The sequence below is a fragment of the Abyssibius alkaniclasticus genome (assembly GCF_020447305.1).
Lineage (GTDB): Bacteria > Pseudomonadota > Alphaproteobacteria > Rhodobacterales > Rhodobacteraceae > Abyssibius > Abyssibius alkaniclasticus.
This window is the reverse complement of the sequence record NZ_CP095732.1, coordinates 2,288,204-2,309,253: the sequence shown is the minus strand read 5'-3', so window position 1 is coordinate 2,309,253 and position 21,050 is coordinate 2,288,204. Positions and strand designations below refer to the sequence as shown.

Below are 21,050 nucleotides of genomic sequence, written 5' to 3'. Positions count from 1 at the left end.
ATCGTGCCATTGCCACACATGAAACAATGTCTTTGGAGACCGGATATGGCGACGAAACGAAGGGCGATTTCGATTTGGCGATCATCGCGGCAGCAGCCGGGTAATTCACACAGGATGCCACAACGCCAGGCCGATGCGGCAAATGCCCCGGCCCCCGAACCCGGCGCACCGCTTGCGGATAGTTTCATTCCGGCAGCGTTTTCACCGCTTTTGCATCGTCCCTTGGTGCCGAACCGCCTTGCCGATATCCTTTTCCAGATTGCAACATGCCAAAGGTATTGGCTGACACAGCGGCTGGGTGGTCAGGTTTTCAGATAGGAGCATATGATGCGAATGAAGGTAATTGTATCAGGCGCAGCTTTGGCCGCTATCCTTGGGGCGGCATTGTTCCTGTTCCTGCGTGAAGATGAAACCGTGGCGCGCGGGCGGGTGCTTTACAATGCGAACTGCGCCTCGTGCCACGGGGCCAATCTTGAAGGCCAGCCCGATTGGCAAATTGTTGGTGAAGACGGTATCCTGCCCGCCCCGCCGCATGATGACAGCGGCCATACATGGCACCATTCCGATACGGTGCTGATCGACTATATTACCCTTGGCGGCGAAGGCGCTATGGCAAAGACGGGTGTGCCGTTCAACAGCGGAATGCCCGCCTTTGGCGAGGTTCTGAGCGATCAGGAAATTGCCAGCATCCTCGCCTTCATCAAATCAACCTGGTCGGAACGCGAGCGCAGCTATCAGGCAGACCAAACCGCCGCTGAAAACGGCTGATGCCCGGTTCAGGCCGGGGCTGCGGGGTAGCCAGCCTTTGCCAACTCCGCCAGAACCAGCGCCGCATCGCTGCTGGTTTCAAGCGAAACCTGACGCGCGGGCATGTCAAACGCGATCTTTGCCGCCGGGTCAACGGAATGGATCGTTTTTTCGACCGTGGCCTTGCAGTGGCCGCAGCTCATATCGGGAATGTTATAGGTGGTCATATCGGTCTCCTTTGGGTTTTGCCGGAGGTTGAAATGCTGAATGCGCCAAAGACAGCCATCAAATCCACCAAACACATAAAGTGCGATAATTCGCAACTTCAAGTTGGCCCGCGCGCGGAAATGCGCAAACTCTGGCAAATCTCTCTCTGCCAAGCGGCTGTGTCAGCGCATCGCACGGCGAATTTTGGGCAGGGCAAAACTGCGGTCTTCGTGAAAATCGATGATATTGGCGAAGCTGCCATCGGCGCGGAACAAGAACACGCCTGCCGTGTGGTTCATGGTGTAGCCATCATCGCGGGGCTGCTTTTCAAACCAAACCCGAAACCCCGCCGCGGCGCGCTCGATTTCAGATAGAGGGCCGGTCAGCCCCAGGATTCGCGGATCGAAATACGATAGGTATTCCGCCAGAATCTCGGGCGAGTCGCGTTCAGGGTCAACCGTGATCAGCGCCACATTCAGCCGGTCGGCTTCGGTGCCAAGCGCCTCCAGCCAGTTTGAAATGTCGCTCAGCGTGGTTGGACATACATCCGGGCACCAGGTAAAGCCAAAAAACACCATAGTCGGCTTGCCAATCCAGTCGGCCGGGCTCAGGTTTTCGCCACGGTGTGTGGTGAGCGTGAATGACATTTCTGACAGTGGCAGGGGCAAAGGCACGACGTCCTGCGTCTGGCGGCTGCTGGTTCGCCACCACCCAAGGCCAAGCGTGAAGGCCAACGCGCCCGCCGCACCGCCAAGGCCAAGGATTACTGAGCGGCGTGATCGCATTCCAGCCCCGCAGCACGCATAGACAGCACATCGACAGTGATCGTGACCGCGCCAGCATTCTGGAAGGTCAGCGTTACAGGAAAGCTATCGCCTTCGTTCAGGGCCGCGGTCAGGCCGGTCAACATGCCATGATAGCCGCCCGGTGCAAGCTGAACAGCCTGCCCGGCCGGCAGCGGAATGGACATGGCGTGCGGCATGGATGCTACGCCATCTGTGACGACGGTTTCATGCAGCATCGGGCTTTCGGCTGCCGGTGTTGCAATACCGATCAGCGCATCATCAGTGTCGCCCGTATTACTGATCTCGACATAGAAAACTGCCGGGCGGCTGGCCCCGATCGTGGCACGAGACCACGCGTGTTCGACGGTCAGATCGCCAAAGGATACGCTGTTACAAGCCAAAGCCGGCGTGGCTGCCAAAAGGGTGAATGCTGTCAGGAGAATATGTTTCATGGGGCTATAACCTTGCTTGCAGGTCGGCAACAATTTCATCCGCGCGGGTGCCATAGCTGAACTGGCGCAGCCAGTTGCCATCGGGCCCGATCAGGTAAAGCGACGGGCTATGGGACATGGAATAGCCATCGGGTGCGCTGGGGTCGTCCTGGCGTTCATAATAGATATGAAAGCTTTCGGCGGCCACACGGGTTTGCACCGCATCCCCCGCCAGCCCGATGATGGACGGATGAAAGGCTGCCGTGAAGTCTGCCAGACCAAGCGCGCGGTCACGCTCGGGGTCGATTGAAATGAACAAGGGTTGCACCTGGTCCGCCTGCGCGCCAAGCGCGTCCATAACCTGTGCAACTTCGGACAGGGTTGTCGGGCACACATCGGGGCAGTTTGTGAACCCGAAAAAGACCAGCATATACTTGCCGGCAAATTCGGCTTCGCTGCGCAAGCGCCCCTCGGCATCGGGCAGGCTGAAGCTTGGGCGGAAGGCTGCCTGCTCGGCTGGTGGCGGCGCGTTATCTTCCGTGATCAGAATCGCGCCATAGGCCAGCATTGCCAGCACGGCGGCCGCCCAGAGAAGAATTTGAACGATTCGCAGTCGCACTTCATCGGCCTTTCGCAGTTTTTCTTTCGTCACTCATATCCGTATAGTGCCATTGAATCTGACTTTTTAGGCTAAAAACCGGATCGGGACAGAATGTCACGCCCTTGCGGCACATCGCCAAAACCTGCGCCCTGTTGCCAGATGCAGCCAGCCCCGCCAGATCGGTTGGCGCGGCTGGCTATCGGCTCAGATCTTGATCAGGGCCGCGGTTGCATACATGAAGGCCAGCCCGCCCAGAAACCCGCCAAGCACGGGGGGTGACATCAGCGCCACCTGCCATTTGGCGTTCTGGCGCAGCAGATAGGCCGTGACCTCGACCATGACCTGCAAGATCGCGCCCGCCCCAACGGCCAGCGCCAGCGCCGACCATTGCGGTGCATAGGCAAGGCTGCCCATCCACATTCCGAATATTGCCGGGCTGCCGGCAAGCAGGGTCAGGGCGGCAAAGGTCCACAGCTTGGGGCGGGCGCGCAGCATCGGGGCGGCAATGCCAATGCCTTCGGTGACGTTGTGCAGCGCAAAGCCAAGCACCAGAAATGTGCCAAGCCCCGCCGAGCCCGCGGCAAAAGCCCCGCCAATTGCCAGCCCTTCGCCGAAATTGTGAATGCCGATGCCCAGCGCAATGTAAAAGGCAAGCGCAATGCCTTCGGGGTTGCCGCGCCAGCGCCCGATTGCCATGAGCATCAGAAAACTCGCCAGCGCCGCCAGCCAGACCATTGCAGAGCCCTGAAACAGCGCCGCCGCCCCGGCCGATTGTTCCAGCGCCTCGGAAACCGTGTCCAGCAGCAAGAACCCCAGCAGCCCGACCGTCAGCGCCAGCAGAAAATTCATGCCTCCCTGCCCGACACCGCGCATGGCTGGGTAGAACATCAGGCCAAGCGCCACGGGCAACAGGCCAACAATCGCCCCGATGATCGCCTGCAGACGAAGCTGCGGCCCCGAAGGTTTTGGCGTTGCCACCGCAACCGCAATTTCATGCGCAAAAGTCATGCCGGTATTGGTAAGCAGCGTGATATTGTGTGCCTCGCCCAGCACCCAGGGATAGGGAATTTGCACCCAAACCGCGTTGCCACGGGCAATCGGCCCGGCCGGGTCTTGTGTGAAGCTCCAATAGGCATCGTCCACTGCGACCTGCGCAATCACCATCGGCGCTGAACCACCGGCGCGCAGCTTGAGCGCAATGCCGTTGGCATCGATGATCGTCCGCTCGACGGTCAGCGCCTCGACCGGGGGCGCACCGTTGTTGAAGCTGCGCAGCGGGTCAAGCGCCGCGATCCAGACAAAAGCGCCCAGCATGGTGGCCAGCGGCAAAAGCAGCAGCATCAGCCGAATGAAGGGCGGGCGGCGAAGTTGGTTTTCGCTGGTCATTCCCCGCGCCCTCCGCTCACATCAAAAAACCCCATCCAGCCAAGTTCGGTAAACTCGGCCTGATGGGCGTGGAACATGTAAAGCCCGTCTTCATGATCGGCAAAGCTGAATTCCAGAATACCGCGCTGCGCCTGGCATTGCATGATCACATCTACCGTGCGCAGCGTTGGCACAAGCTGGCTTCCGGTGTCAAAATAGTCAAAGAAGTTTCCGTGCAGGTGGAACGAGTTGATCGGGTCGAACTCGGTTGCATTCATCAGGTAAATCCGCACGGGCCGCGATTTGTCGATCTTGATCGGCGCATTCATGAAGGCCATGCCAATGGTATTGACGGCATAAACCTCGTTGGCACCGTCAAAATTGGTGTCAAAGGCGTTCATCACCATCGCCAGTTCCTGCCATTGCGCGTTTTCGGGGCTGCCCAGAACCCGCGAAGCGGCGACATCGGCAAATTCCGGGTGAAGTGCCGGGTCAGGGTCGACCACGAACAGCCCATACATGCCCTTGTGCATATGCCGTTTCAGCGGCAGTGCGTGGCAGTGATAAAGATGGCAGCCAAAGGGTTTGGCATCGAACTCATAAACAAATTCCTCGCCCGGCCCGATCAGCCCTGCGCCGGTAATACCGTCCATCCGGGCCGAATGGATGCCGTGAAAATGCATGGAATGCGGGTGCGAGCCGAGGTTGCGAAAGATGATCCGCAGCCGCTCGCCCTCTTTGGCGCGCAGCGCCGGGCCGGGCACGCGGCCATTGAATGTCCAGGCGGGAAAGAACACGCCGGGGGCAATTTCAATCTCCATGTCAATGGCATCAACCTCGAAAATGCGCAATGTGCGGCCATCTGGCAAAATCTCGGTGCGGCCGGTATCCCAGTCGGTCAGCATGGCGGTCGGGTCAAACCCGTTGCGCGCATGATCGACGCGGCCAACCATTGTCATGTTGCCGCTCATCATTCCGCCGGTATCTGCGGCATAGGGGTCGGCCGCCATGTCAGCCATGTTGCCCGCGCCCGTTGCTGCCGGCGCGGTCTGTGCCTGCGCTTGGCGCGCAACAACCGCCGCCCCGCCCGCCGCCACCAGCCCGCCAACCAGCAGGGCACGGCGCGAGGCAGAAGCCGGGCCGGCGGCAACGGCCTGCCGGGCGTCGCGCTGCGCTGGCGCAACGGCTGACTCTGCCGCGTGCGACGGCTTTTCGGTCTGGGCGGGCATAAGCGTGTTTCCTCTGGATTTGGCGCGGGTTATAGCCCAAGCGCATAAAGTTAGCATCGGCTAACATTTACCGCACTGGCTAAATAAGTCAATCCCGATTGTGACGGCCCGACACATGTAGGACATACGGTTTGCTCATATGATCGGCACGAAAACGCCCACCTGAACAGTGTCGAGCAATCGTGATTCAATGCCACTGGCATTTGGCCCAAAGGCAATGTAACTGTGACATATGAGACATTTGCCCCGCCTTGTTTGCATCCTAACGCTTGTGGCGCTTGCCATCGGCGTGGTTGCCTATTCTGCGGGCTCAACCACAATGGCGTCGGCGATGATGACAGCAGATGCCGATATGTATGCCAGCGCCGATTGTGATGCGTGTGGTGATTCTGAGCCGGGCCTGAAAAGCGCCGCCTGTGATTTTGTTTGCAACGCAGCCGGCATGGTGACGCTGTTTGCAAGTGCAGCCGCAAACAGCACTTTCGCAAGCCCGGACTCGCCGCAATTTCAACTGACTCTGGCTGCGGAAGGCCTGTCCGGCCCGCCCGCCAGACACCCCCCTCGAATCTACCTCTGATCAGACAATCGGCCCCTGAATTTGCAAATGCCGCAACAGGCCATTTGCGCGGGATCCTGGAACCGTTGCCGCACGGCTGGACAGCCAGCGTTGCGCGACATCAGAGAGTGTATTCATGTCAATCAAATCCAATCCTGCCGTTACGCGCAGGTCGTTCATCGCCACATCGGTGGCAAGCACGGCACTTATGGCGCTTGGCACGCGCCTGCCTGCCCAGCCGACAATCAGGAATTTTACGCTGCGCGCCGCATCCGGCATGGTGCAAATGGCATCGGGCCCGCTTCGTGAAACGCCCGCCTGGGCGTATAACGGTCTTGTGCCCGGCCCGGAATTGCGGGCGCGCCAGGGCGAGCGGTTGCGCATCGATGTGACCAATGCGCTGGCCGAAGACACCACGGTGCATTGGCACGGGCTGCGCCTGCCGAACGCAATGGACGGGGTGCCTTTCCTCACCCAGAAACCCATCGTGCCGGGCGAAACCTTTGGTTACGAATTCGATGCGGTTGATGCGGGAACCTTCTGGTATCATCCGCATCAGCGCAGCTCCGAGCAAATGGGCCGCGGGCTTTCCGGGCCGCTGATCATCGACGAGCCCAACCCGCCGCGGGTCGACCGCGATATCACCTGGGTGCTGGATGACTGGCGGCTTCTGGAAGATGGCACGATCGCCGAAGATTTTGGCGCGCCGATGGATATGAGCCATGCCGGGCGCGTTGGCAACGCGGTTACAATCAACGGCAAGTTCCCCGACAGATTTACTGTGCAACAGGGCGAGCGTATCCGGCTGCGGCTGATCAATGTTGCCAATGCCCGCTTCTTCGCGCTCGATTTTGGCAGCCTTTCTGCGCAGATCATCGCGCTCGATGGCCAGCCGGTTACGCCCCATTCACCGCCCGGCGGTGTTGTGGTGCTTGGCTCGGCGATGCGCGCCGATATCATGCTGGATTGCCCCGCTGCACCCGGAACGCAGCTTCAGGTGGTCGACCGGGCCTATCGCAACAACGCATACCGCCTGATCGACATCGCCTATAGCGATACGCCCTTGCGCGACAGCCCGCCCGACTGGGACATCGCCCTGCCCGCCAACCCGCTGGCCGAGCCCGATATTGCAGCGGCGCGGCGCCATGAAATTCTGTTCACCGGCGGCATGATGGGCGCGATGGTCGAACGTGACATGGGCATCGATCAGGCGCGCGGCATGATGGGCGGCGTCACCGGCGGCGGGATGTGGTTTGTCAATGGCGTTGCCGCCGAAGGGCCGATGCTCGAACCTTTCCTCACACTGGAACGCGCTCAAAGCCATGTGCTTGAACTGACCAACGCCACCGCCTTTACCCACCCTATCCACCTGCATGGCCATTCCTTCCGCGTGCTAAGCCGCGACGGGGTGCCAACCCAATATCGCGAGTGGCTCGATACGGTGCTGATCGCCCCGCGCGAGCGAATCGAAATCGCTCTGGTGGCCGATAATCCCGGCGACTGGATGTTTCATTGCCACATTCTTGAACATCAGGCGGCGGGGATGATGGGCGTCATCCGCGTGGCATAAGAAAAGGAGATGCTGAATTGAACCGATTTGAAACGCATAAAGCTGTGTCGCGGCGCAGGCTTCTGGGCACAGCATTTGGCCTGAGCATGGCGGCGATCATGCCCAACCTGGCCTTTGCCGCCGGCAATGGCGCAAAGGCCGCGCTGGCCTTTGATGGCGATGCCATTCTGCTGGGCGGCGATGTGCTGCGTATCAGCAGCGATGGCGGCAAGACCTGGGCCGAACACGCGGCCCCCGGTCAGGTTCTGGCCCTGACCACACATCGCGGCCAAGCCGGGCTTGTGCTTGCCGGGCTGGCCAAGGGGGGTGTGGCAATTTCCGAGGATGGTGGCGCCACATGGCGCAGCGCAGCGCAAGGGCTGCCCGGCGGGCCCGTCAACGCGCTTGCCATCGCGTCGCGCGACCCCGAGCTGTTCTATGCCGCCATCCAAGGCGACGGGCTTTATAAAAGCGAGGATTCCGGTGCAAACTGGGCGCTGGCAATGGACCGGCCCTGGCTGAACGAGGCCGAGCGCGACCCGCTGACGCTTGTTTCGGTCGATCTGGAAACCGGCATGGGCGGCATCTGGATCTATGCCGGCACTGAACTGGGCCTCACACGGGTGCCCGATTGCTTTTGCCGCTGGCAGGATGTGCAGCCCGGCAATGCAATGGATGCGCTGGTTGCGGGCGATGCCCCCCCGCCCGAAAACCCCCTGCCCGCAGCCGAGCCCGTTCTGTCGCTGGCCAGCAGCCCGACGGTGCCCGAACGGCTATATGCCGCGCTGGCATCGGGCATCTGGACTTCGGCCGATGGCGGGGTCGTGTGGCAGCGCATGGCCGAAACCCCGGCTTCGGCGGTCGCGGTTCATCCCGAAGATGAACGCTATATCGCCGCCCTGATGGGCGGAAATCTCAAACTCAGCCGCGATGGCGGCACAACATGGACCGCAACTTCGGTCGTATAAAGGAGAAGACAATGCATAGACGAACAGCACTTGGCCTTTTGGGCAGCGGCATGGTCGCAACACTATCACTGCCCGCATTTTCCTGGGCGCAAAGCGCAAACGAGGCCGCGCCCGAGCCGGCGGCTTCCGAAAAGCTTATCACGATCTGGCGCGATCCGGGTTGCGGCTGCTGCGATGCCTATGGCCGCTATCTTGAACAGAACGGATTTACCGTAACCCTGGTCGATGACCGCGACTTTGCCAAGCGTTCGGTTGATGTTGGCGTGCCGCAGCAGGGCATTGGCTGCCACCTTTCCGAGATTGGCGGCTATTATGTCAGCGGGCTTGTTCCGGCCGAAATCATCTACCGGCTTCTGGCCAGCCGCCCGGCGATTACCGGCATCACATTGCCCGGTATGCCCTCGAACGCGCCCGGCATGGCGGCGGCAAAATCCGGCACATTGCGCACCTATGCCTTTGGTCCCGACGGCATTTCGGTCTATTCCGATGAATGATTACATGGGAACGATGGATGGCCCGATGATGGGGGCCATGATGCTGGGCGGCGGCCTGATCTATCTGCTGACAGTCGCCGCGCTTGTGCTTGGTATTGTCGAATTGGTGAAATATATCTGGAGAACGCCATGAAACCTGCCACCCTCTTTGCAATTGCGGGGCTTAGCGCCATTGGCGCGGGCGCGCAGGCGCAATCCGGGCCAAGTGATACGCCGCTCGAAGGGCTGTTCTTTCTGGGCGCGCCGGTGCCTGATGGCGCCGTCCAGATCGGCCAGCAGCTTTATGCGGAAAACTGTGCAAGCTGTCATGGGGTAAATCTTGAAGGCCAGCCCGATTGGCGCCGCCGCCTGGACACCGGCCGGATGCCCGCGCCTCCGCATGACGTTTCCGGCCATACATGGCACCATTCCGACCGCGCCCTTTTTCTAACCACCAGGGGCGGGGTTGGCGCGGTGGTGCCGGGCTATGAAAGCGACATGCCCGCCTTTGAGGGCATACTCACCGATGATGAGATCGTGGCCGTTCTTGCCTATATCAAAAGCACATGGCCCGAACAGCAACGCACCATTCAGGCCGAAATCACGGCCAGCGATCCGGGCAGATAAGGCGCAGCCGCGCCTTAACGTGCCCTGTTGCGCACAACCCCCAGCCACCGGGGCACGCGGGCGGCATAGGCGTCATATTCCGGCCCAAGGCTTTTGCGCAACTCAGCTTCTTCCGAGCTGACTTGCGCATAGGCCGACCACATGAACAGGCCTGCCGCCAGAAGCGTTGGCAGGGCCGGCACGGCCAGAAAAACCCCGGCAAGCAGCAGGAACTGCCCGACAAAGGTCGGGTTGCGACTGAACCTGAAAATGCCGGTCGAAACAAGGCGGCCGGTTTCGCCCGCCGATATGCCAACCCGCCAGGACGCACCCATTGAGAATTGCGCCACCAGCGCAACCAGCGCCCCGCTGAATGAAAGCACAAGGCCGAAGGCAGGCAGGCGGAACAAGGCCCAAAGCGGGTCTGCCCCGCGCAGGGTGGGCAGGCTTAGCCACACGAGCGGACCAAAATATGCTATGGCAAATGCGGCGCGAAACCCCAATGCCGCCCAACGGTCGCGCCCTTTGGCCTGACCAAACAGCCAAACCTTCCGCCCCGCAAGCCGGGCTGTCCGCATCGTGCCCCAAAAGAACAGCGCAAGATAGGCCAGCAAAAGGCCAAGCGCGGCCCACCCAAACAAACTGATCACGCTCATGTCCTAAATGTCTTGTGGTCCGGGCAAAAAAACCGAGCCCCCGCCACAGCGAGAGCCCGGTTTTGTTGGCATGGCATCATTCGCGTTCAGGGTTGAAGCGCAGCAGGCGCAGCGCGTTCAGCGTGACCAGCACGGTCGCCCCGGTATCGGCCAGAATGGCCAGCCAAAGCCCCGTCAGACCCAGCACCGAGGTGACAAGGAACACCGCCTTCAGCCCCAGCGCAATGGTCACGTTCTGGCGGATATTGACCATTGCACCGCGCGCCAGCCGCACGGTTGCGGCAATATCGGTCACCTTGTCGCGCAAAATCGCTGCATCGGCGGTTTCAAGCGCCACATCGGTGCCCGAGCCCATTGCCACGCCAACGCTGGCCTGTTTCAGGGCGGGGGCATCGTTGATCCCGTCGCCGATCATCATGACGCCGCCATGCTCGCTCATATCCTTGATGGCGTTGAGCTTGTCTTCGGGCATCATGTCGGCCCGAAACTCCATGCCCAGCCCGCCGGCAATTGCCGCGGCCGTGCGCGCGTTGTCACCGGTCAGAATAACCGCCGTCACCCCAAGTTTCTTGAGCTGCGCAACCGCATCGCGGGCATCAGCGCGTGGTTCGTCGCGCATGGCGATCAGCCCAAGCGGCTTGTTCTCGCGGTAAACCGCAACCGCGGTCTTGCCTTCGGTTTCAAACGCAGCGGCCTGGGTTACGCCCTTGTCATCGAGCCCACCGTTTTCCAGGGCATAACGCGGCGAGGCGACCCAGGCCGACGCCCCCGCCACTTCGGCAACGACACCCTTGCCAACCAGTGCTTTCGCACCTTTGGAGGGCAGCACGGCCACGCCCGCATCTTCGGCCTTGTTCAGAATGGCCATTGCAAGCGGGTGGCTCGATCCGGCTTCCACACCGGCAGCAACACCCAAAAGCTCGGCTTCGCTTGTATCGCCAAAGGTAATGATATCTGTCACCGCCGGGCGCCCATGCGTCAGCGTGCCGGTCTTGTCAAAGGCCACCTGCTTCACACTGGCCGCGGCTTCAATCACCGCCCCGCCCTTCATCAGCAGCCCGCGCCGCGCGCCGGAAGACAGCGCCGAGGCGATAGACGCCGGAACCGAAATGACCAGCGCACAGGGGCAGCCGATCAGCAGCAGCGCCAGACCACGGTAAACCCATGTATCCCAGGGTTGGGCAAAGCCAAGCGGCGGCACCAGCACAACCAGTGCGGCAACAACAACGATGGCGGGCATATACCAGCGGCTGAACCGGTCGATAAAGCGTTCGGTCGGCGCGCGGGCCTCCTCGGCATCCTCAACCAGGCGAATGATACGGGCGATCGTGTTGTCTTCGGCGGTTTTGGTCACGGTCACGCGCAACACCGCCTCGGTGTTGATCGAGCCTGCAAAAACCGTATCGCCCGGACCTTTGGTCACGGGCACGCTTTCGCCGGTAACAGGGCTGTCATCCACACCCGATGTGCCTTCGGAAATTTCGCCATCGGCGGGCACCCGGTCGCCCGGGCGCACCAGCACGGTTTGCCCCACTTCAAGGCTGGCGGCCGGAACCTCACGCACCACACCGTCAACTTCAAGCTGCGCGGTTTTTGGCACAAGATTGGCCAGGGCGCGAATGCCGTCACGCGCCTTGCCCGCGGCAACACCTTCCAGCACTTCGCCAACCGCGAACAGAAATACCACCAGCGCGGCTTCTTCGGCAGCGTCAATGAACAGCGCGCCGATGGCGGCAACCGTCATCAGGCTTTCAATTGTAAAGGGCTGACCAAGCCGCAGCGCCACAAAGGCACGTTTGGCAACCGGCGCAACACCAATAATACAGGCAGCAATGAACGGCCAGGACCCAAGCGCCGGGGTGACGAATTCAACCATCCAGGCCAGTCCAAGCAGGACCGCGGTAAATATTACCAGCTTGCCCTTGCCGGTTTGAAACCAGCGTTTGCCCCGGTCTGCCGGGTCGTCATGCACATGGCCGGGGCTGCCGTGGCCGGAATCCGCACGGCGCGGCGCTTTGCTGTCCTTGCCGTGATCGTGGCCCGCATGGTCGTGGTCATGGTCATGGTCGTGGTCGTGGTCGTGGTCATGACACTCCTTCGCGGCATCGGCAGGCTCGGCGGCATCTTTTTGCGCGCCGCTCGCACGGGCCTCAATGCCATAGCCCAGCGACTTGACGATTTTCTCGATCTTGTCGCGTCCGGTCTTTGCCTCATCCAGCGTCAGCCGCAGCCGCTCCGACATCAGGCCGATTTCAACATTGCTTACACCGGGCAGCCGCCCGACCGCGTTTCTGACCTTTGTCGCACAAGATCCACAATCCATACCCGAAACTGTCCAGTCGCAGGTCGCTTCATTCTTGGGAGTAGTCATCACGGTCCTCAAATTTTGGGAATTGCCTTCATCGAATCAGCTATGTAATGTCTCTAGCAACTAGAGCTTCAAGGGGTAATTTATGCTGACGATCGGAAAACTGGGGGCGAAAACCGGGGTCAAGGTGCCGACAATCCGCTATTACGAGCAGATCGGCATTTTGCCCGAGGCCGAGCGCAGTGCCGGCAACCAGCGGCTTTATACCCGCAAGGCGCTGGACCGGCTGACCTTTATCCGCCATGCGCGCGATCTTGGCTTTTCGCTGGAAGCAATCCGCGACCTGCTCAGCCTGTCGGACAATCCCGACCAGTCCTGTGCTGCCGCCGATGCCATCGCCAAGGCGCAATTGGCCGAGGTGGAAAACCGGCTTGCGCGGCTTCTGGCGCTCAAGGCCGAACTGGCGCGTATGGTCGTGCAATGCGAAGGCGGCTGCATCAGCGATTGCCGGGTGATCGAGGTGCTGGGCGACCATTCGCTCTGCGCAACCGACCACCGCCACCCCGAACACGCCTGACCAAGGGCAAATGCGCGCAGCCGCACCAAAGATTGTCAGCGCAGTCTCATCCTGGCCGGGCCGGCTGGCGGCGCATGTTCAATGCCGCCAGCCAAAGCCAAGCGATTTCCGGTAAAATAATATCGGGTGCATGTCATTCTCCGCAAGGCATTCCTGAAGCCATGACGTTGCAACGATGCATCCCCGCAACGCACAACTCGCTCTGGCGTCCAGAACGTCGCCCCGCCCTGCCACATTTCACCCGACCTGGCCGAACGCGCAGCAACGCCGCCGCCCATGCCCGGCCCGCAGAGGGCCCCGGCTTGGTGAAACAGCATCTGGCGCTGTCTCCGGGTCACGTCGCAGAAGCACCTTCCCGGCTACCCCGGCGTTTCCCCAACTCCCCAGGCCCATGCGCACGAATGCAGCCGCTGCCACATGGCACAGCCACGCGGCCATCATTGGGTTGCTGCCAGAAGCGCCCCGGTCGCTAATTCACCACGCGTGGTGCGACCCTGGTGCCGTCGGCTATGGCGGTGGAGGGGTATAGCACCACTGCTTCGTCTGCGTTCAGCCCGCTGCGCAGCTCTGCCATAATGCCGTTATTGCGGCCAATATCAATCTGGCGCAGCTCGGCCACACCGTCCTTGACCACAAACACCGCCCAGGATTGGCCGCTGCGAAACAGCGCGCTTGACGGCACGCGCAGCGCGTTTTCATCCTGCCAGATCACGATCCGCGCGCCGACCCTGAAGCCGTGGCCAAGCGCGCGGCGGGCATCGGCGGGGCCGATCAGCGCCACGGTCACGGGCACGCGCTGTTCCTCTACCCCAAGGGCGGAATATTTGGTTATGGCGAACGGGTCGATGCGGCGCACCTCGCCTTGCAGGTTCGCATTCCCGCCCCAATCCTCGATGATCACCCGATCGCCGATTGCCACCTGCACGGCGTCCGTGGAAATCAGCTCGACAACCACTTCCAGCGCGCCCTCGACATCGCCAATTTCCATCACTGGCGCACCGGCGGGCAAGGTGGTTTCGCTTTGCTGGATGATGCGCAGAATGCGGCCATCGGCGGGGGCATAAAGCGGTATTACCTCGCTGTTGTCGGTGCCGGGCGTGGCCACGGCACCCCGGTCCTCAAAGCCGATCAACTGCGCGCGGGCATTGGCCAGATCCGCCTCGCGCAGGGAAATCGCCGCCTCGGCAGTTTCGACATTCGCCGCGGCAATGCGCGCGCTTTGGCGCACACGCTCAAACGCGGCTTCGCTTTCAATCTGCGCGGCGTTCAACTGGCGCGCGCGCGCAAGCTCGGTTTCGGCCAGGTCGCGGTTGGCAAGCGCGGCATTCAGATCGGCCCGCGCCACGCGCAGCGAGGCTTCGGCGGCCTGCACGGCGGCCAGCGCCTGTTCGCGGGTGCGAAAATCCAGCGCCGCGGGGTTGGTGGGCAGCATGGTTGCCACCACGGTTACCCCCCTGACCACCGGCGCGCCCGGCTCTACCTCAACCCGCTGCAAGCGCCCGGCCACGGGGGTGGAGACGATGTAGGACTCCGCCACGCGTGTGCGCCCCTCCTCGTCGATTGTCACCATCATCGGCCCACGGCTGACCGTGCCGGTATCCACCAGAACCGGCTTGGGCCAAAAGGCGGCTGTCAGCGCGCCGCCCAGCAACAGCACCGCCAGCAATGTCGCCAGAAAGCGCGAGCGTTTGCGTGCCTTGGCCATAACCGTTACTCCCTTGTTTTCAACGCCTCGATCAGGTCGGCCCGATCAAGGTCGCGCTTGACCAGCCCGCCCGAAAACAACGATGCCCCCAGCACGACAAGCATGGCCTGCCCATAGCTTGCCGGGTCGAACACGGCCGGAATCTGGTAAAGGTCGGTCGAAAACCCCCTGGCAATGCCAAAGGACATATAATAGCCCAGCAGCGCGCCAAGCGGTAGCGCCAGCAGCGTGACCACCGCCAGTTCGCCCAGCAGCACAAAGCCCGCCTCGGCTTTGGTAAAGCCGATGACCCGCAGGCTGGCAAGGTCGCGCGCGCGTTCGGCCAGCGCAATGCGCGCCGCGTTATAGACAATGCCAAAGGTAATGATGAAGGCAATCGCCCCCATCACATAGCGAATGGCCCCGGCTCCCTGGTTCATCAGCGCCACAAACGCATCGCGGGCCTGGGCCTTTACGCTGACCCCCGCCACGGTTGGCATGTTTTGCAGCGCGGAATAAATCCGGTCGGCATAGGCTTCATCGATCATCAGATAGGCGCCCGAAATCCGCCCCGCCTCGCCCAGGGCGCGACCAAGCGCCTCCAGCCCCATATAGGCAGGCGCGCCCAGCAGGGTTTGCGCCGTGCCGCTTACCGGAATATCCAGCAGCGGCTGGCGGCCCTCGCGCACATCGACGCGCAGCAAATCGCCCGGTTGAACCCCCAGCTTGGCGGCCAGAACGTCCGACAGGACAATCCCGCTTTGCGGCAGTTCGATCGGTGCCATGTCGGTGTTCAGCGCGCGGTTCAGCACGGGTTCGGGCGGCAGGCCCGTCAGCGCGCCCTGGTGGCTGAAGCGGCCATTGCGCAGCACCACGGCAACATTGCGCACCGGCTCCACCAGTTCCACCCCCGGCAGGCGGGCCAGCTCGAACAGGGTCTTGTCGCTAACCGGATGCGTGAAGCTCACCGAAACATCCGAACGGTCCACCACGCTGAAGGTTACATCAATCGTGCGGTCAAACCCTGCATAAATGGTGATCATCGCCACCGAAAGCGCCATGCCAAGCGCAATGCCAAGAACCGAGCCGAACATCCGCCCCGGCTGGCGCGTCAGGCGGCGCAGCACCATGCGGCTTGGCTGGTCTAAAAACCGGTTCAGGCTTTTGCCAATTCTGCCCGAGCGGCTGAAATTCGGCGGCGCGGGCGCGCGCATGGCTGTGGCGGGGGTCAGCGCAAACACCTTGCGCAGCACCAGCACCCCCCCGGCCGAGGCGGACAGGATGCTCACCGAAACGCCCGTGGCAAACGAGGCCGGATCAAGCTGGAACACCAGAAACGGAAACTTGAAATAGGCGGTATAAACCCCGATCAGCGCGCGCCCGCTGGCAATGCCACCAAGGCAGCCCACCAGCGCGCCCCCGGCGGCGATTGCCATGATCAGCTTGAAGTAATGGCCGCCCACCTCAAAGTTGCTGTAGCCAAAGGCCTTCATCAGCCCGATCTGCTCGCGTTCGGCCTGCACCATCCGGCTGATCACGATGTAAAGCAGGAAGGCCGCCACTGCCAGAAAGATGGGCGGCACACCCAAAGCGGCGGCTTGCAGCCCCGAAATTTCTTCCGACACGAACCGGTTGGAGAACTGGTCGGCCAGCGGATAGGCGCCCGCCCCGCCATAGGGCGCCAGCAGCCTGTCCACCGCGTCGATCACCGCATCATCGCTTGTGCCGCGCGCAAGCCCGATCAGCGCCTCGTTGAACGCCCCGCCCAGATCATAGGCGGCGGCCAGCCCGGCGCGGCCCATCCAGATCACCCCGAAACGGGCATCATCGGGAATAAGCTCGCCCGGCGCGGTGGTGTATAAAAACTCGGGGCTTTGGGCAAGGCCGACAATATCAAAGCTGCGCCGCGCCCCGCTCATCGTGGCGCGCAACCTGTCACCGGGGCGCAAGCCATGTGCCGTGGCAAAGCTTTGCAGCAGCAAAATCTCGTCGGGGCGGCCGGCGGCAGGCATCCGCCCGGCGGTCAGATACACATCATTCAGCGCCGGGCGGCCACGGTCGGGCAGTGATACGGCTTGCGCCTGCACCGGCAGCACCTGGCCGGGCAGATCAATCAGCGCCCTGCCCTGCACGCGGGTTTGCACCGCCGAAACGCCGGGAATTTCGGCCAGTTGCCGCGCCAGCCGGTCGGGGGCGCGCGCCACGGGGGCAAACACATCGGCAAGACGGTAGCGCTGGTAATAGGTATCGCGCGTTTCCACCAGCGACACCGTCAGCCCGCTCATCATCACCAGCATCATCACGCCCAGGGCAATGACCGCGCCAATCGCCGTGGCCTGCCCCTTCATGCGCCACAAATCGCGCAGCAGCTTGTGGTTCAGCACGCTCACCAGGCTATTTCCTCGGGGTCGAGCCGCTTTGCGTTGCGCACCACCTCGCGGATATTGCCATCGGCGAAATGAATAACCCTGTCGGCCATCTTGGCGGTGGCGGCATTATGCGTAACCATCAGCACGGTTGCGCCAAGCCGGGCATTCACATCGGCCAGCACCTTCAGCACGGCACGTCCGGTTTTACTGTCAAGCGCGCCGGTCGGCTCGTCGCAGAACAGCACTTCGGGCTGTTTGGCAATGGCGCGGGCAATCGCCACGCGCTGCTGCTCGCCCCCCGATAGCTGCGCGGGAAAATGGTCGGTCCGCTCTTTCAACCCGACCAGCGCCAGCGCCGCGTCGGGGTCCATCGGGTTATGCGCGATTTCGGTCACAAGCTCCACATTCTCATGCGCGGTCAGGCTGGGCATGAGATTGTAGAACTGAAAGACAAAGCCGACATGGTCGCGCCGATAGCGCGTCAGCTGCGCATCGCTCATATCGCTCAAGCATTGGTCGCGAAAATGCGCTGTGCCCGCACTGCCCCGGTCCAGCCCGCCAATGATGTTCAGCAGGGTCGACTTGCCCGAGCCCGACGGGCCAAGCAGCACGACAATTTCGCCACCGGGAATTTCAAGCTCGACCCCGCGCAGCGCGTGAACCGCCGAATGGCCCTCGCCGTAAACCTTGGTCAGCCCGCGGGTTCGAAATGCCGGCAGCTTGCCCTGTTCGCCCATGCCCATACCCTGCCTTGCACCTGCCTGTCCCTGGCATATGACAAAGCCATCGCAGCCTGTGGTTCAGACCACCTCCAGATAGCTGTCATACTCAAAATCGGTCACCGCCCGCGCAAAGCGCTTCAGCTCTTGCATCTTGCATTCCACAAGCATGGTTTGCAGGCGTTTGGAGTAAATCTCCTGCACATGCGTGCCGCGTTTGAAGGCCTGAATTGCCGTGGCCCAGTCCAGCGGCAGATGGTCCAGCTTCATGGAATAGGCATCGCCCTCGATCGGGGCGGCGGGCTTCATGTCGCCCTCGATCCCGATCAGCGCGCCGCCCAGAATGCTGGCCAGCACCAGATAGGGGTTGGCATCGGCCCCGGCCACGCGGTGTTCGATGCGCCGCGCCTTGTGGTTGCCGCCGGGAATGCGAATGGCCGCCGTGCGGTTCTCATAGCCCCAGGCAACGTTGATGGGCGCATGTGCGCCGGGCAACAGCCGCCGATACGAGTTTTCGTGCGGCGCAAAGGTCAGCGTGTTTTCCTGCATGGTGGCCAACAGCCCGGCCACGGCGTTTTCCATCAGCGGCGTGCCCAGTTCGCCGCCGCTGTCAAACAGGTTCACACCCGCGGCATCGACCAGCGAAAAATGCACATGAAACCCCGACCCCGACCTGTCGCCATAGGGTTTGGCCATGAAGGTGGCCGCAAGGTCGTGCTTGCGGGCAATGCCGCGCACCAGCCGCTTGAACAAAACCGCATCATCGGCGGCCTGCAACGGGTCGGCCACATGCACCATGTTGATCTCGAACTGCCCGGCGCCGTTTTCCGAAATCGCCGCATCGGCGGGAATGCCCTGTTCGGCGCAGGCATCGTAAATGTCGTTCAGCACCGCGTCGAAATGCTCCAGCTCGTCAAGCGACAGCGCCCCGTCTGAATCCAGCCGCTTGCCGGTTACGGGCGAATGCGGGGGCTGTGGTTCGCTGCTCGTCGGGTCGTAAAGGTAAAATTCCAGCTCGGTTGCTACAACCGGCGTAAGGCCGCGCGCCTTGTAACGCTCGACAACCCGCGACAAGGCGCGCCTGGGGTCGCCCGGAAACGGCGCGCCATCTTCGGTATTCATCCAGAACATCGCCAGGGCCGAAGGCCGGCTTGTCCAGTTCACCAGCACAATCGGGCGGCGGGTATATTCGCAAATCCCGTCGGAATCGCCGGTTTCATAGACCAGCTCGTTATTTTCGATATCCTCACCCCAGATATCGAGGCTCAGGATAGAGAGCGGCAGGCGCAGCCCGTCATCCATGATCGACTTGGCCTTTTCAATCGGCAGGCGTTTGCCGCGCATGATGCCGTTCAGATCGCATACACAGGCAAAGACAGACTCTATTTCGGGCCGCTCCTGAAGCCAGTTTCTAATGTCATTATTCAGTGCTTCCGGCGTGTCGGTCATGATCAACTTTCTACTTCACAATTGAGCCCGCCCCAACGCCACCATTGCAGTGACAGGGCCTATAGGCCTGAAACTACAACCCCAATCAGCGGCTTGTCGAATGCCAACTTGCATTTTACGGCAGTTTTTGCGCGTCTCGGCCGGATATTGTGCTGTTGCGCAAACGCCTGGCAAGACAGGCGCAATCGCTCAACCGCCCCCGTTCGCCCCGGCGCACAAGCAGCCCTGCCACAGTCCAAAAGCAAAACGGCCCCCGCAACGCGAGGGCCGTTTTGAAAATTGGAGCGGGCGAGGCGATTCGAACGCCCGACCCTAACCTTGGCAAGGTTATGCTCTACCCCTGAGCTACGCCCGCTTCCTTGGGTAGCGCGGATTTAGCGCGTTCGGCGCAGCGGTTCAAGCAGATTTTTGCAAAAGTTTGCCCCGGCTTTCCCCTGCTGCAATTGACATTGCCGCCCTGCTGTTATGATCTGCGCACAACGCAAATCTGGGGGTATCCGATGAATGGAATTGGCGGCACGACAATCGACGCAGCCCTTGCCGGGCTCAGCCCCCTGCCGCGCCTGGCTGAACCCATCGGCACGCCCGAGCGCCTTGCCCGCATTGAACGCGCGCAGGAGCTGATGCGCAGCAATGACATTGCCGCGCTCTGGCTCGATGCTTCAACCAACCTCAACTATTTCACCGGGCTCAGCTTTCGCCCGTCCGAACGCCTGCACGGCGCCGTGCTGTTGCAAGACGGCGCACCGCTTTACGTATCTCCCACTTTCGAGGTGGAAAAGCTGAAAACGATGCTGAGCATCGAAGGCGAAATCATCAAATGGGATGAACATGACAGCCCGACACTGGTGGTCATGGAATCGCTTTCGGCTATGGGCATTTCGGGGCGTCTCGGGTTGGATGAACACACCCCGTTCTTTACCTCGGAAGGGTTTCGGGCGGCGGCTGAGGGGCTGGAACTTGTCGAAGCGGGCGCCGTCACCTCGGGGTGCCGGATCATCAAGACCGCGCAGGAAATCGCGCTGATCAAGCGGGCGATGGACTCGACCTTGCTGGTGCATAAGGCGGCTGCCAGCATTCTGCGCGCGGGAATAACCACCACCGAAGTCGCCGCCTTTCTGCACGCGGCCCATGCCAGAATGGGCTTTTCAAGGCTGCTGTTCGATATTGTCCTGTTTGGCGCGCCAACCGCCTATCCGCATGGTGTGCCCTATCCGCAAACCCTGCAAGAGGGCGATATGGTGCTGATCGATATGGGCGGCGAGCTTGACGGCTATCTATCTGATATTACACGCACATTTGTGTTTGGCAGTGCAACGGCGCGCCAGCGCGAGATCTGGGATCTGGAAAAGGCCGCGCAGCAGGCGGTGTTTGATGCGGCGCAAATCGGGGCGCCCTGTTCCAGCCTTGACGATGCCGCGCGCGCGATAATCGAGGCGGGCGGGCTTGGCCCGGATTATTCCACCCCCGGCCTGCCGCACCGTGCGGGCCACGGTATCGGGTTGGATGTGCATGAACACCCTTATATCGTGCGCGGAAACGACACGCGGCTGGCGGCGGGCATGTGCTTTTCCAACGAGCCGATGATCTGTTCCTATGGCGAATTCGGCGTGCGGCTGGAGGACCATATTTACATGACAGCCGAGGGCGCTGCCTGGTTCACCGAACCGGCGCATAGTGTGGATGACCCGTTCGGGGTTACAGTGTAACTTCAAGCCAAAAACGCCGGATTACGGTTACATTGTAACCGCATTTTCGTGCATTTCGGGGC

The 21,050-nt window shown here is 61.7% G+C and carries 21 protein-coding genes and 1 tRNA gene; 9 read left to right on the top strand and 13 right to left on the bottom strand.

The annotated features are described in order from the left end of the window. Positions 1 to 333: 333 nt before the first annotated feature. Positions 334 to 768 carry a c-type cytochrome gene (locus tag LGT41_RS11515; protein ID WP_420720185.1) on the top strand — a complete coding sequence of 145 codons (435 nt, stop codon included), beginning with the start codon at positions 334 to 336 and terminating at the stop codon, positions 766 to 768. Between the two features lie 8 nt (positions 769 to 776). Here LGT41_RS11515 and LGT41_RS11510 read toward each other — a convergent pair whose 3' ends face one another. The 6 genes from LGT41_RS11510 to LGT41_RS11485 form a co-directional block, all read right to left on the bottom strand. After that, entirely contained in the window at positions 777 to 974 is a 198-nt protein-coding gene (locus LGT41_RS11510; RefSeq protein WP_274127030.1) for a heavy-metal-associated domain-containing protein, read from the bottom strand. Positions 975 to 1,136: 162 nt separating this feature from the next. After that, on the bottom strand, positions 1,137 to 1,739 hold the full coding sequence (locus LGT41_RS11505; RefSeq protein WP_274127029.1) for an SCO family protein: 603 nt from the start codon (positions 1,737 to 1,739) through the stop codon (positions 1,137 to 1,139). After that, positions 1,718 to 2,191 (bottom strand): copper chaperone PCu(A)C, encoded by a 474-nt coding sequence (locus tag LGT41_RS11500; protein WP_274127028.1) that lies wholly within the window; start codon positions 2,189 to 2,191, stop codon positions 1,718 to 1,720. The genes LGT41_RS11505 and LGT41_RS11500 overlap by 22 nt, the downstream gene beginning before the upstream one ends. Positions 2,192 to 2,195: 4 nt before the next feature. After that, the gene (locus tag LGT41_RS11495) at positions 2,196 to 2,822 is read right to left on the bottom strand and encodes an SCO family protein (RefSeq protein WP_274127027.1); all 627 of its coding nucleotides are present in this window, start codon (positions 2,820 to 2,822) and stop codon (positions 2,196 to 2,198) included. Between the two features lie 153 nt (positions 2,823 to 2,975). Beyond that, entirely contained in the window at positions 2,976 to 4,157 is a 1,182-nt protein-coding gene (locus LGT41_RS11490; protein WP_274127026.1) for a ZIP family metal transporter, read from the bottom strand. Continuing rightward, positions 4,154 to 5,365 (bottom strand): multicopper oxidase domain-containing protein, encoded by a 1,212-nt coding sequence (locus LGT41_RS11485; RefSeq protein ID WP_274127025.1) that lies wholly within the window; start codon positions 5,363 to 5,365, stop codon positions 4,154 to 4,156. Before LGT41_RS11485 ends, LGT41_RS11490 begins: the two co-directional genes overlap by 4 nt. 331 nt (positions 5,366 to 5,696) lie before the next feature. On the opposite strand from LGT41_RS11485, the gene LGT41_RS11480 reads away from it, so the two are divergent. The 6 genes from LGT41_RS11480 to LGT41_RS11455 all read left to right on the top strand — a co-directional run bounded on the left by LGT41_RS11480 (position 5,697) and on the right by LGT41_RS11455 (position 9,538). Continuing rightward, positions 5,697 to 5,942: a hypothetical protein gene (locus LGT41_RS11480; RefSeq protein ID WP_274127024.1), complete on the top strand. Its 246-nt coding sequence runs from the start codon at positions 5,697 to 5,699 to the stop codon at positions 5,940 to 5,942. A gap of 115 nt (positions 5,943 to 6,057) precedes the next feature. Further along, on the top strand, positions 6,058 to 7,491 hold the full coding sequence (locus LGT41_RS11475; protein WP_274127023.1) for a multicopper oxidase family protein: 1,434 nt from the start codon (positions 6,058 to 6,060) through the stop codon (positions 7,489 to 7,491). A 17-nt stretch (positions 7,492 to 7,508) separates the two neighbouring features. Next, a complete protein-coding gene (locus LGT41_RS11470; RefSeq protein WP_274127022.1) occupies positions 7,509 to 8,438 on the top strand; it encodes a sialidase family protein in 930 nt (309 codons plus the stop codon). An 11-nt stretch (positions 8,439 to 8,449) separates the two neighbouring features. Continuing rightward, positions 8,450 to 8,932, top strand: a complete 483-nt coding sequence (locus LGT41_RS11465; RefSeq protein ID WP_274127021.1) for a DUF411 domain-containing protein — start codon at positions 8,450 to 8,452, stop codon at positions 8,930 to 8,932. Further along, positions 8,925 to 9,065, top strand: a complete 141-nt coding sequence (locus tag LGT41_RS11460; protein WP_274127020.1) for a hypothetical protein — start codon at positions 8,925 to 8,927, stop codon at positions 9,063 to 9,065. The genes LGT41_RS11465 and LGT41_RS11460 overlap by 8 nt, the downstream gene beginning before the upstream one ends. Then, positions 9,062 to 9,538: a c-type cytochrome gene (locus tag LGT41_RS11455; RefSeq protein ID WP_274127019.1), complete on the top strand. Its 477-nt coding sequence runs from the start codon at positions 9,062 to 9,064 to the stop codon at positions 9,536 to 9,538. Before LGT41_RS11460 ends, LGT41_RS11455 begins: the two co-directional genes overlap by 4 nt. A 14-nt stretch (positions 9,539 to 9,552) precedes the next feature. On the opposite strand, the gene LGT41_RS11450 is transcribed toward LGT41_RS11455, so the two are convergent. Continuing rightward, positions 9,553 to 10,167, bottom strand: coding sequence for a methyltransferase family protein (locus LGT41_RS11450; protein ID WP_274127018.1), 615 nt, complete (start codon positions 10,165 to 10,167; stop codon positions 9,553 to 9,555). 82 nt (positions 10,168 to 10,249) lie between these two features. Further along, entirely contained in the window at positions 10,250 to 12,544 is a 2,295-nt protein-coding gene (locus LGT41_RS11445) for a heavy metal translocating P-type ATPase (protein WP_274127017.1), read from the bottom strand. Positions 12,545 to 12,626: 82 nt separating this feature from the next. Between LGT41_RS11445 and LGT41_RS11440 the strand changes: the two genes are divergently transcribed. Further along, on the top strand, positions 12,627 to 13,058 hold the full coding sequence (locus tag LGT41_RS11440; RefSeq protein WP_274127016.1) for a MerR family transcriptional regulator: 432 nt from the start codon (positions 12,627 to 12,629) through the stop codon (positions 13,056 to 13,058). Between the two features lie 469 nt (positions 13,059 to 13,527). On the opposite strand, the gene LGT41_RS11435 is transcribed toward LGT41_RS11440, so the two are convergent. The 5 genes from LGT41_RS11435 to LGT41_RS11415 form a co-directional block, all read right to left on the bottom strand. After that, entirely contained in the window at positions 13,528 to 14,763 is a 1,236-nt protein-coding gene (locus tag LGT41_RS11435; protein ID WP_274127015.1) for an efflux RND transporter periplasmic adaptor subunit, read from the bottom strand. A 5-nt stretch (positions 14,764 to 14,768) separates the two neighbouring features. Further along, the gene (locus LGT41_RS11430; protein WP_274127014.1) at positions 14,769 to 17,132 is read right to left on the bottom strand and encodes an ABC transporter permease; all 2,364 of its coding nucleotides are present in this window, start codon (positions 17,130 to 17,132) and stop codon (positions 14,769 to 14,771) included. Beyond that, positions 17,129 to 17,848, bottom strand: a complete 720-nt coding sequence (locus LGT41_RS11425; RefSeq protein WP_274127013.1) for an ABC transporter ATP-binding protein — start codon at positions 17,846 to 17,848, stop codon at positions 17,129 to 17,131. The genes LGT41_RS11430 and LGT41_RS11425 overlap by 4 nt, the downstream gene beginning before the upstream one ends. Before the next feature lie 63 nt (positions 17,849 to 17,911). Beyond that, positions 17,912 to 19,279: a glutamine synthetase family protein gene (locus LGT41_RS11420; RefSeq protein ID WP_274127012.1), complete on the bottom strand. Its 1,368-nt coding sequence runs from the start codon at positions 19,277 to 19,279 to the stop codon at positions 17,912 to 17,914. Between the two features lie 280 nt (positions 19,280 to 19,559). Then, positions 19,560 to 19,634, bottom strand: a tRNA-Gly gene (locus LGT41_RS11415). Between the two features lie 145 nt (positions 19,635 to 19,779). Between LGT41_RS11415 and LGT41_RS11410 the strand changes: the two genes are divergently transcribed. Continuing rightward, positions 19,780 to 20,988 (top strand): M24 family metallopeptidase, encoded by a 1,209-nt coding sequence (locus LGT41_RS11410; RefSeq protein ID WP_274127011.1) that lies wholly within the window; start codon positions 19,780 to 19,782, stop codon positions 20,986 to 20,988. Positions 20,989 to 21,050 lie beyond the last annotated feature (62 nt).